At 65.1% G+C, this 10,274-nt stretch carries 11 protein-coding genes and 1 tRNA gene; 3 read left to right on the forward strand and 9 right to left on the reverse strand.

Going from position 1 to position 10,274, the window contains the following annotated elements; all coding sequences use genetic code 11:
- Window positions 1-6: 6 nt before the first annotated feature.
- Window positions 7-843, forward strand: a complete 837-nt coding sequence (locus tag EB084_01985) for a hypothetical protein (GenBank protein NDD27020.1) — start codon at window positions 7-9, stop codon at window positions 841-843.
- Window positions 844-942: 99 nt separating this feature from the next.
- Here EB084_01985 and EB084_01990 read toward each other — a convergent pair whose 3' ends face one another.
- From EB084_01990 to EB084_02025, 8 genes are all read right to left on the reverse strand, one after another.
- Window positions 943-1,380, reverse strand: coding sequence for a hypothetical protein (locus EB084_01990; GenBank protein NDD27021.1), 438 nt, complete (start codon window positions 1,378-1,380; stop codon window positions 943-945).
- A 465-nt stretch (window positions 1,381-1,845) separates the two neighbouring features.
- Window positions 1,846-1,927 (reverse strand) — tRNA-Leu (locus tag EB084_01995).
- Between the two features lie 65 nt (window positions 1,928-1,992).
- The gene (locus EB084_02000) at window positions 1,993-2,928 is read right to left on the reverse strand and encodes a hypothetical protein (protein ID NDD27022.1); all 936 of its coding nucleotides are present in this window, start codon (window positions 2,926-2,928) and stop codon (window positions 1,993-1,995) included.
- A gap of 52 nt (window positions 2,929-2,980) precedes the next feature.
- Window positions 2,981-3,451 (reverse strand): septum formation initiator family protein, encoded by a 471-nt coding sequence (locus EB084_02005; protein NDD27023.1) that lies wholly within the window; start codon window positions 3,449-3,451, stop codon window positions 2,981-2,983.
- Between the two features lie 181 nt (window positions 3,452-3,632).
- On the reverse strand, window positions 3,633-4,631 hold the full coding sequence (locus tag EB084_02010; protein ID NDD27024.1) for an acetyl-CoA carboxylase carboxyltransferase subunit alpha: 999 nt from the start codon (window positions 4,629-4,631) through the stop codon (window positions 3,633-3,635).
- A gap of 131 nt (window positions 4,632-4,762) precedes the next feature.
- Window positions 4,763-5,647, reverse strand: coding sequence for an acetyl-CoA carboxylase carboxyltransferase subunit beta (locus tag EB084_02015; GenBank protein ID NDD27025.1), 885 nt, complete (start codon window positions 5,645-5,647; stop codon window positions 4,763-4,765).
- A gap of 159 nt (window positions 5,648-5,806) precedes the next feature.
- Window positions 5,807-7,093, reverse strand: a complete 1,287-nt coding sequence (gene mtaB / locus EB084_02020) for a tRNA (N(6)-L-threonylcarbamoyladenosine(37)-C(2))-methylthiotransferase MtaB (GenBank protein NDD27026.1) — start codon at window positions 7,091-7,093, stop codon at window positions 5,807-5,809.
- A gap of 630 nt (window positions 7,094-7,723) precedes the next feature.
- Window positions 7,724-8,200 (reverse strand): hypothetical protein, encoded by a 477-nt coding sequence (locus tag EB084_02025; GenBank protein ID NDD27027.1) that lies wholly within the window; start codon window positions 8,198-8,200, stop codon window positions 7,724-7,726.
- Between EB084_02025 and EB084_02030 the strand changes: the two genes are divergently transcribed.
- Entirely contained in the window at window positions 8,167-9,150 is a 984-nt protein-coding gene (locus EB084_02030; GenBank protein NDD27028.1) for a PDZ domain-containing protein, read from the forward strand. The two genes, EB084_02025 and EB084_02030, sit on opposite strands and share 34 nt — an antisense overlap.
- 119 nt (window positions 9,151-9,269) lie before the next feature.
- Window positions 9,270-10,031, forward strand: coding sequence for a PilZ domain-containing protein (locus EB084_02035; GenBank protein ID NDD27029.1), 762 nt, complete (start codon window positions 9,270-9,272; stop codon window positions 10,029-10,031).
- Between the two features lie 29 nt (window positions 10,032-10,060).
- Here the strand turns inward: EB084_02035 and EB084_02040 are convergent.
- Window positions 10,061-10,274: uroporphyrinogen decarboxylase (locus EB084_02040; protein ID NDD27030.1), on the reverse strand; the 214-nt coding region annotated here is incomplete at its 5' end.

A 10,274-nucleotide genomic window follows, 5' to 3' on the forward strand; every position in this document is an offset into this window, starting at 1 on the left:
ACTTCCATGCACATTCCGCGCGTCACAACGCGTCCCTTGGCGCTGATCCGGTCCCTCGCATGCGCCGCCCTGATTGCCCTGTCTCTCGCGTCTGCAGGTACAGCGGCTCCCAAGACCGACGAGATCCGTGACCAGATCAAAGCCACGTTGACCGAACAGGCCGCGGCCTGGAGCCGAGGCGATCTGACCGCTTATCTCGGGTTCTACGAGAACTCGCCTGACATCACGTTCGTCGTCACCGACAAGATCAACCGCGGCTTCGACACCTTGCGCGGCATCTACGAGAAGGTGTTCAACCTCAAGAACATGGGCACCATGCGATACGACACGATGGAGATCACCCCGCTCTCAGACAGCACGGCGCTGAGCTTGTGCGGCTATGTGATCGAGGTCGAGAAGCAGCCCGCACTGGGCGGCATCGTCACGTTTGCCTGGAAGAAGACCCCCCAGGGGTGGAAGGTCTTCCACGACCAGCGCAGCGCCGGTGCGCCGCGCGGGCCCCGGCAGCAGACCTCATCCGGCGGCCTGGTCATCGAAGATCTCGTCATGGGCACCGGAGACGCCGCCATCACCGGCAAGCGCGTCACGGTCCACTATGTCGGAACGTTCGCCGATGGGCGCAAGTTCGACTCAAGCTACGACCACGGCCAGCCCTTCACGTTCAACCTCGGCGCTCGCGAGGTCATCAAAGGGTGGGACCAGGGCGTTGTGGGCATGAAGATAGGCGGCAAGCGCCGCCTTCTCATCCCTGCGCAGCTCGCCTACGGCTCACGCGGCGCGGGAGAGACCATTCCCCCGAACACGCCGTTGGTCTTCGAGATCGAGCTGCTCGACGTGAAGTAGCAGATCAGCCACACGCGCCCGCACCGCGTGAAGACGCCCGCCGCATGCTCACACGAGCGCGGCGGGCGTTTGCTTCATCTGCTGTTGCGATAGAGCGGCCTAATCGGCCTCGCCGTCTTCCATCTCCTCGAGAATCTCTCGAATGAGGGGTTTGAAGAGCTTGCGCATCTCCTTGTACATGAGATCGGAGTTGTGCTCGCTGATGATCTGCTCGATGCCCGACTGAACGATGCGCGAAATCATGGCGTCCTCGTCCTGGTTCCAGAGGTAGCGGCCGATGGCGAGGGTGATGTGGAACGCCCGCGCCATGTCGCCCTTGAGAGTGAGATCGATGTTGACCTCGTGCTCGCGTGCCATGATGTCGTCGATGGCCCGCATGAAGAGCTGGACGTTCTTGCGGCGCCCCCGAGACACAGGCCGAGGCGTGATCATCTCGCCGTCGTCTCCGCGACGGGTCTTCTGCTCACCGCGCTTGCGCCGGCGCTCGCAGTTCCGGATGATCTTGTTGACCTCAGACCAGATGCGCTTCTCTTCCATTCAACCCAGGGCTCCCTCGCACATGCTTCTCCCGAAGACAGAAAGTCCGTGTCGGAGACGTTTTCAACGACTCGATTCGAACCGAACAGCGTCTCCGAAGAGACATTTTCCGGTGTTTTTTGATGGTATCAACGAAAAAACCAGGGTTCCGCCCGAAATCGAAAATCAGGCGCCCCGCATTTTCAGGCCCCCGTTGACGGCTCCGCTTGTGCGGGAGGGGTTGCGGGCTTCGGCGCGGCCTCTTCGTCTCCGAAGCGCACCTCTACAGGAATGCTCTTGCGCGGATCGGGGCCTTCCTTTGGCATGAAGCTGCCCAGCAGCGAGTAGTCGTGACGATCTCTGTCTGTGCTCATCAGAACACCTCCGAAGGATTTCGTACCGTCGTGTTCCACCCGCCACAGCGTGATTCCTGGACATCCCGGAGGCCGTTCGCGACTGGCGTGGTGCGGCGATGGGGCTCCCGCTTGCCGGAGGCGGGACTCGAACCCGCACGCCCAAGGGGCAGAAGATTTTAAGTCTCCTGCGTCTGCCATTCCGCCACTCCGGCACGGTGGCGAAGAGGTTCGAGAGGGTAGCGCTCCCCCCCTTCGCGCCTCGCAACGCGCCCGCCGTTCAGCAACGCAACGCCTCATGCACGACGTGCGCGTGGAGCAGGTTCGCAACGCTCACACGAACGTCGTGCGCGCCCACAGACCGCAGAACGGCTTCTAGGAGAGCCCCCCCGCCCACGATGTACGGGGCACGGCCGGGATCGAGGCCGACGACGTCGCGTCTCGACGAGAGCGGAAGCGCGGCCAACCGATCGGTCATCGCGCGAATCTCCGACGCCGTGAGGCGCGCGCGATGCACCCGCGTCGCATCGAAGGCTGCCAGCTGCATTGCGATGGCCGCATACGTCGTGATGGTGCCTCCCACCGCTACGACGGTGGGTGCGGCGGACGCCGCCGGGCAGCTGGCCCAGGCATCCCGGAAGACCTCTTCGAGTGCCGTTCGCATCTGCTCCATCTCGTCGCGCGTGGGGGGGTCGCTTTGAAGAAACGCTTCTGAGGTGGTCACGGCGCCCCGAGGAACGCTGACCTCCCAGGAAGGCCTGGTAAGCGCGAGCTCGGTGCTGCCGCCGCCGATGTCGACCACGAGCACCGCCTCAGGCAGCGGCTCGCCGAAGCCGAGCAGCACGCCTTCTCGTCCGAGGCGGGCCTCTTCCTCACCTTCCAGCACACGCAGGGAGATGCCGGTGCGCTCCTCGATGCGCCGAGCAAACGCTTGACTGTTGGCGGCACGACGAAACGCCTCCATGCCGAGCGCGCTCATGCCCCTGGGCGCGTACTGCCGCGCCACCGCCGCCAGCGCGTCGATCGCGTCGAGCGCGCGTTGCATGGGGGCCTCGGAAAGCACGCCCGAGGCATTGAGACCCTCGCCCATGCGGGTGACGCGAACCTCGTGATGCAGCACCTCGAGCCGCGGAGCCTCCGCACGCCCCTCGACGGCACCCACCAGGAGTTTCACCGAATTGGTGCCAACGTCGAACCCCGCCCAGATCGCGGACATCGCGCCCACCTCCTTGCGCTCCAGAGCCGCGCAGCGACTGCTTCGGAACCGCTCAGTCGCCGCCGTTCCACACCTCGACGACCGAAGACCACAGACGTGTGAGCAGCCCCGGACCGGCCGCGGGGGCCTCCGCCACGGGAGCGGGGGGACTCAGCCTGGCAGCCTTGCTCGAAGGGGCGTTGACCACCACATACGTTTGCTCATTCGGGCGAACCAGCCCCAGCGCGTCGCGGGCGACCTTCTCGACCCCGGCGTCGGTGCGCAGGAAGCGGATCTGGCTCTTCAGCCGATCGTTGACCTCGACGTCACGATCGAGCTGGGCGCGCGCAGCCTCAACCTCCTGGCGCTTGAGAGCGGTCTCCTGCTGCTTCAGGTCGTAGGTGACAAGGAGGCTGTATCCCACTACGAGGACGCCTACGACGAAGAGCAGGTTGATGCCCACCGTTCGAAGCCCTTCGAGAACCCGCTCGCGCCGTGGAGGTCGAACATCACTGGCGGTCGAGTGCGTTGCTGCGTACCCCATGGGGCCTCCTGCGCGTCGTCTGCGCGTCGCCCGCGCGGACAGGATTGAGAATAGTTCAACTCAATTCGTCAGGTTCAAAGCACTTCCTCTTGTCTGAAAAGAAAACACCGGGCCTTCTCTTCGAAAGCCCGGTGCCCACGCTCCCATGCGTCACGCGGAACCGACGCGGCGGAGCGCGCGGCTATCGCGCCCCGCCCAGTCCGGCCGCCGTGAGCTTCTCATCGCTCTCGCGCTGGAACTCTCCCATGGAGCGGTACTTCGCGTAGCGACGCTGCAGCAGCTCTTCCGCTGGGAGGGCTGCGATCTCATCGAGCGATTCGATGAGAATGTTCGAGAGCTTCCGGAAGAGCTGCTCTGGCGCGCGATGCACCCCCCCGAGCGGCTCCTGCACCACCACGTCGACAATGCCGCGACGCAGCAGATCCTGGGCGGTGAGGCGAAGCGAGACCGCGGCATCCTGGGCGCGAGAGGCATCACGCCACAAGATCGACGCGCAGCCCTCCGGCGAGATGACCGAGTACACAGAGTGCTCGAGCATGAAGACGCGATCGCCGACACCGATCGCCAGTGCGCCGCCGCTTCCCCCTTCCCCGATCACGGTGACCAGGATCGGCACCGAGAGAGAGGTCATCAGTGCGATGTTCGAGGCGATGGCCTCGTACTGGCCGCGCTCCTCGGCTTCGATGCCCGGATAGGCGCCGGGCGTATCGATGAAGGTGATGATGGGCACGTTGAAGGTCTCTGCGAGCTTCATCAGGCGACTCGCCTTGCGGAACCCCTCCGGGTTCGGCATGCCGAAGTTTCGCGCGAGGTTCTCCTTGGTCTCCTTGCCCTTCTGGTGCCCGATGACCATCACCGCACGCCCTTCGAGGTAGGCAAAACCGCCGATGATGGCCGCGTCGTCGGCATACAGCCGATCGCCGTGCAGCTCGAAGAAATCGGTGAACATGGCCTGCACGTAGTCGAGAGACGTGGGGCGCTCCGGATGGCGCGCCAGCAGAACCTTCTCCCACGGGGAGAGATTCTCGTAGATGCTCTTCTTCAGCTGCGCAGCCTTGCGCTCGAGCGCCTCGATCTCGCGCGACAGATCGACCTTGCCGGTCTGATTGACGTTCTTCAACTCTTTGATCTTCTCCTCGAGCTCGAGCAGAGGAGTCTCCACCTCAAGGACACGTTTCATGGCTACTGACGAACTCCCTGCATCGCGTTACGTGACTGGCCGGACACACCGACCCTTCCGGTGTCGAGACGCCTGGGTGGAGATGCCCCCCCGCGCCTCGGCATCGGTGCCTCCCATCGAGGCCGCGACAGCTATTTCGTGGCACTCGCCACCGTGCTGTTCCGCGTGAGAAACCCGATCAGACGGGCTATGGAAGATTTCAGATCTTTTCGTGGCACGACGCGATCGATGAAGCCGTGCTCGAGAAAGAACTCAGCGGTCTGGAAGCCCTCCGGCAGCTTCTGCCGGATGGTCTGTTCGATGACGCGCGCCCCCGCAAAGCCGATGATGGCGTTGGGCTCGGCGAGGATCACGTCTCCCAGCGCCGCAAAGCTCGCCGCAACGCCGCCCGTGGTGGGATCGCTGAGCACGACGATGTACGGCAGACGGGCCTGGGTAAGACGCACGCGTGCGGCGCTCGTCTTCGCCATCTGCATGAGGGAGTAGATGCCCTCCTGCATGCGCGCTCCACCCGACGACGTCACCACGATGACGGGAAGGCGCTCTTCGAGGCCCCGTTCCATGAGCAGGGTGAGCTTCTCGCCCACCACCGAACCCATCGAACCGCCGCGGAAGCCGAAATCCATCACACCGATGGCGGCGGAGAAGCCACTGACACACCCCCGACCCGTGAGCGCAGCGTCGGAGAGGCGTGTCTTCTTCCGGTCATCGGCGAGCTTCTGGACGTACTCCGGCCCGAACTGAAGGGGATCGGCAGGTGCCACGTCGCTGCCCCACTCGACAAACGTCTCGGCGTCGACGAGGCTCTCGATGCGCTCCCACGCGCCCAGCTTGTGATGGTGGCCGCACTTGTCGCAGACCTTGAGCTGCTCCTCGAAGGTCTTGCGGTAGACCGCGGTTCCGCACCGGCTGCACTTCACCCACAGGTTATCGGGGATGTCGCGGGCCGGACTCTCAACGGTCTTGCGGTTTGTCTTTGGGCGCTGGGCCCTGAGTCTCTCGAAGAAACCTGACATACGACTTCTCAATCTGGGCGATGTCGGCCAGTGGCCTCGGGCGCATCGCTCCGTGGCGCGCAAGAGGCGCGCCGGCTCTCCTGTCGGGCAACCCTGGCCCGGAGATGGCGGCACCATACTTCCCCACCCCGGCATGAAGTCCTCTTCAAGACAAGCAACTCATCTCGACGCTACCGACGGCCTGACCCCTGCCAGACCGCTCGGGGTGAGCGTGTCGACCTCTACCGCAGCGATGCTTCCCACGAGAGAGGCATCGCCCTCGAACTCCACCGTCAGGTAGTTGTCGGTGGTGCCACGGCAACGCCCGACCGCGTGCTCCTCGACGAGAACCTTGACGGTGCGCCCCAGGAAACGCGCTCGAAACGCTTCCTCGAGCTCTCGCGCGATCGCCAGGACGCGATCGATGCGCGCCTGCAGCACGCGCTCATCGAGGTGACCGCCCATGCGGGCCGCCGCCGTGCCCGGTCGAACAGAGTACGGAAACACGTGCAGGTGTGCGAAGGGTCTCGAGGTGAGATAGGCGCAGAGCCGCTCGAAATCGTCTTCGGTCTCCCCGGGAAAGCCCACGAGAACGTCGGCCGTGAGCGCCCCTTCCGGGAAACGGGTCAGGAAGGCCTCCACGATGGCGTCATAGTGGGCGAGGGTGTAGCCCCTGCGCATGCGCGCGAGCACGTCGTCGCTGGCGTGCTGCAGCGCCAGGTGCAGGTGGGGACAGATGATGCCCTCGTCGACCATGGTGTCGAGCATCTCGAGCGGGAAGTCCGCGGGCTCGATCGATGACAGGCGAACGCGCACGGCGCCAGACTCTCTCGAGAGAAGCGCCATGAGACGCCCCAGGTCCCACCCCTCGATGTCACGGCCGTACCAGCCCACATGCACGCCGGTCACCACGATCTCACGGTAGCCGGCGCCCACCAGCTGGCGGGCCTCTGCGAGAACCTCCTGCGGCGGCTTGCTGCGAGCGCGCCCCCGCACGAAGGGAACGATGCAGAAGGTGCACATCTGATTGCACCCATCCTGCACCTTCAGGAGCGCGCGCGCCCTCCCCTGGACCGCGTCACGAAGGTTCCGCTCATCGCGCTCGTGATGGGCGGGAAGCTCGGCGCGCACCAGATCGAGAAGGCGCTCCTTGTGCTTGTTCGACACCTCCACGACCCGCGGGGAGACGCGGGCTGTGCGCGCGTCGGGATTGCCCACAGCGCAGCCCGTGGCAATCACGCGCGCCTCTGGGTTGGCCCGCAGCGCGCGGCGTATCATCTGTCGAGACTTCTTGTCAGCAACACGCGTCACCGTGCAGGTGTTGATGACGTAGACGTCGGCGGCATCATCGAGACCCACCTCGCGAAAGCCCCGCATGAAGAACTCGCGACGAAGCATCTCCTCGTCGTACTGGTTCACCCTGCATCCAAGGGTCTCGATGTGAAAGGACGGTGCGTCGGCTGTCATGGGTGTGGAATGTATTTTTCGCTCATTTTCCCAGAAACAGAAGCGCCTTCCCAGCGACGCTGTGGAAGGCTCTCAACCGACTTCCCGGACGGCGTTCCGCACGCCGCCCGACGCCGACGAGCCACACCTTCGTGTGCAGCCCGGAGCGCGCCGGTTCGCGGAATCATTGTCGCTGACGGATGGATGCCGTCTAATGTGCGGCGACGCAGGGGGTCTAGCCCGCCTTGCGCGCAACCGCCGTCTTCTTCACATAGCGCTTCTCGTAGCGAGCTCTACGCTTCTTCTCGATCAGTCGCATGATCTTGAGTCGGGCCAATGCCTTGTCTGACTGTTCCACTGCCGTGCCTCCCTGTGCGCTCTGCGCGGGGAATCCGGTCGTGCCTGGCTTCCAGGTGCGCCTGGCTGCCCGCACGTCGGTCGGTTCATCCGTGGTCGGGGGCTGCGCGGAATCCAGAGAGCATGCTCCGCTGTGCTCACGCGCCATCCTGCTTCTACGACTCGATCATACAGGGGGCACGGAGGAAAGGCCATTAACCATTTATGAACAGATCATCACGCCTCAAACCGCATGAAACCTGAAAAAATCCTGTATTTCTGCCGGGCGCATGCACACATCGCGCACGTGCAGACTCAGGCGCGGTTGGCCTCATCTCGCTGGCGCATCAAGGACGCCACCTCGGCCTCGAGCCGATCGAACTGCGGGTACAGCATCTTGAGCACGGTCACCTGTGACGTCTTGTTGCTCAGACTGAAGCTGCGCCCACCGGTGACCGCGGACTCGCGGTACATGGCCTCGCTCCAACGGATGATGACCGTGTAGCGGCCTCTGCGATAGACAAAGGCGCGCGCACCGACCGTCACCGTCTGCGCGGAGAGCAAGACGAACGCCGCCCCGATCATGATGGCGAGGAGCAGGGCCCAGAACAAGGGAATGCCCACACTCACGTAGCGCAGCGTGGGGTCACCCGCATTCGGAAGGGTCGACGCCGCGCGCGCGGCGAGACCGATGAGCCCGACCTCGACCAGAACGGGCAGCAGGGCCAGCTTCAGAAGCGTGGCGTTGCTGCTCTCGTATGTGGTCTCTGTCGACGTGCTCGGGGGCGGCATGCGGGGCAGATTCTCGTCTTCCGCAGGCCCTTCCTGCGCCCCGGCGGGAAGGGGCACGGCGGGCGTGGAAGCCGTGTCTCGTGAGGCGCTCCCGACACACGCCATCCCCCAGGCCAGACCGTGCGACCGCAGCGCTCCTCGCCGCGCTGCTGTGGCTCTCCCAACCAGCATGGGTCCAGGCCGCTCCGGCGCAGCCGAGCCCTCCCCCTGCGCGGGCCACCTCTCCCGTAGAGCAGCTGGTGGGCCTGCACCCCATTCTGGGCGTTCAGATCGACACGCAGGCGCAGACCACGGGGCTGCTCGTCGACGCGGTGATGCCCGGCAGCATCGCAAGCCGACTTGGCCTGACCCCAGGCGACATCCTGGTAGAGATCAACGCCACCCCCCTGGAGTCTTCGTCATCTCTGCACGAGCGGCTGAGCACGATGCGCAAGGGCGACAGGCTGACGCTCACCTGGCGCCACGGCAGCGACACCCGGTCGAAGAGCGATGATCTGCGCGAGGTTCCCGCCCTCCCCACGTACACGCTCGTGGAGGGCAGCGGCATCCCAGGCATCATCCAGATCGGCGACACCCGAGAATCGCTCGAGAAGGCGCTCGGACCTGCGGTCGGAGAGAAGCCGGGCGATGGCATCGTCTATCTTGCCTGGCCGTTCCACGGGATCGTGGTCGCCCTGGTCGAGCTCGGAGGCAAGCTGCGCGTGACGCAGTTCAGCATCGAGTACCCCCTGGTGTGCCGGACCGCGCGCGGACTCGTCACGGGCGCGACGCGCGCAGACATGGAGAAGGTGTACCACGGCGAGACAATCGACACCCAGGTGACGGGAAACGGCTTCAGCATCGACACCCTTCCCGCCCTGGGCATCCAGTTCCGAGGCGTCAACGGCCGCATCACGCGCGTGTCGATCATTCCCAAGCCCGCCCCACGCCCCGCCGCGTCCCCCCGCTGAGACATACCCAGGAAACCTGGGGCCCGCCTGCGAACCCGTACGAAGAGCATCCCCGCGGCGCGCGCTCGAGCGCGCCACGACGCGCAACCCGCCCAGCGACATACGAGAGGAACCGAGACGTGATCTGGTCAGCGATGTACGAGAGGCTCGCCTCCGCATTGTCCAGCCTCACCTCCAAGGCTGACTTTGCCGAGAGACGAAGTCACTACCGGGTCCCCTGCCGCAGAAGCGTGAACATGATCAACCAGGCCAAAGCCGTGGGCGGCCACATGATCAACCTGAGTCCGAACGGCATGAAGGTCCGTTCCGCAGATCGTCTCCCCAGGGGCCGCGAGATGCGCATCGTGGTCTCGGGCAACAAGGCCGCAAACGCCCGATTCGTGGCCTCCATCGATCTCATCTGCCGGGTGGTCTGGTCGAAGTACTCGTCTGTGCACCAGGCCTATGACTCCGGGCTCGCCTACCTCCCTGCGCCTGGGGTCGACCTGCAGTACGTCGAGGCCTTCTTCCGCCACGAGCTCGGCATCGACGACCTCGAGACCTTTCAGCGTCGCACGAGCCGACGGGTGAGCATCGAGCTCGATGTGACCTGCTTCACCCCGGATGGTCGCGTAAGCCTGGGCGCGATACGCGACCTCAGCGAGCAAGGCGCGCAGTTCGAAGGCGCGCTCAACGTCGAGGCGGGCAGCGAGGTGCGCATGCGCATCGACCTCGAAGGGCGCGAGGAGCACTCCCTCTATTGCGTGGGAACCGTGGCGCGCTGCAAGCCCACGCGACGCGACGGCTGGTACGAGCTTGGCGTCTCGTTCACCGAGATGGGCGACCCGGCAATGCTCAAGCGGCTGATCAGCCGAGAGATGAAGAGCCGCAAGGAATCCTGAGCGATGAGACGCGGGGGCGGGGCTGCGCCTCAGGGCTGGCGGTAGCTGCGCACCGCGTCGAGCACGATGTCCACCGACTCGAGCGGAGTGCCGGGCATGATGCCGTGGCCCACATTGAAGATGTGCCCCGGGCGCCCTTCCGCGCGACGCATCACGTCTGCGACCTGCTCGCGGATGACCGCTTCCGGAGCGAACAGGATGGCAGGGTCGAGATTGCCCTGCACGGCGCGATCATGCCCGATG

It is taken from the genome of Pseudomonadota bacterium, from assembly GCA_010028905.1.
In the GTDB taxonomy this organism is placed as follows: Bacteria; Vulcanimicrobiota; Xenobia; order RGZZ01; family RGZZ01; genus RGZZ01.

Coding starts and splice junctions, on each gene's coding strand:
- EB084_02030 (NDD27028.1), top strand. CDS start 8,167: ATGTGGTCTCTGTCGACGTGCTCGGGGGCGGCATGCGGGGCAGATTCT.
- EB084_02015 (NDD27025.1), bottom strand. CDS start 5,647: ATGTCAGGTTTCTTCGAGAGACTCAGGGCCCAGCGCCCAAAGACAAAC.
- EB084_02000 (NDD27022.1), bottom strand. CDS start 2,928: ATGTCCGCGATCTGGGCGGGGTTCGACGTTGGCACCAATTCGGTGAAA.
- mtaB (NDD27026.1), bottom strand. CDS start 7,093: ATGACAGCCGACGCACCGTCCTTTCACATCGAGACCCTTGGATGCAGG.
- EB084_02025 (NDD27027.1), bottom strand. CDS start 8,200: ATGCCGCCCCCGAGCACGTCGACAGAGACCACATACGAGAGCAGCAAC.
- EB084_01985 (NDD27020.1), top strand. CDS start 7: ATGCACATTCCGCGCGTCACAACGCGTCCCTTGGCGCTGATCCGGTCC.
- EB084_02010 (NDD27024.1), bottom strand. CDS start 4,631: ATGAAACGTGTCCTTGAGGTGGAGACTCCTCTGCTCGAGCTCGAGGAG.
- EB084_01990 (NDD27021.1), bottom strand. CDS start 1,380: ATGGAAGAGAAGCGCATCTGGTCTGAGGTCAACAAGATCATCCGGAAC.
- EB084_02005 (NDD27023.1), bottom strand. CDS start 3,451: ATGGGGTACGCAGCAACGCACTCGACCGCCAGTGATGTTCGACCTCCA.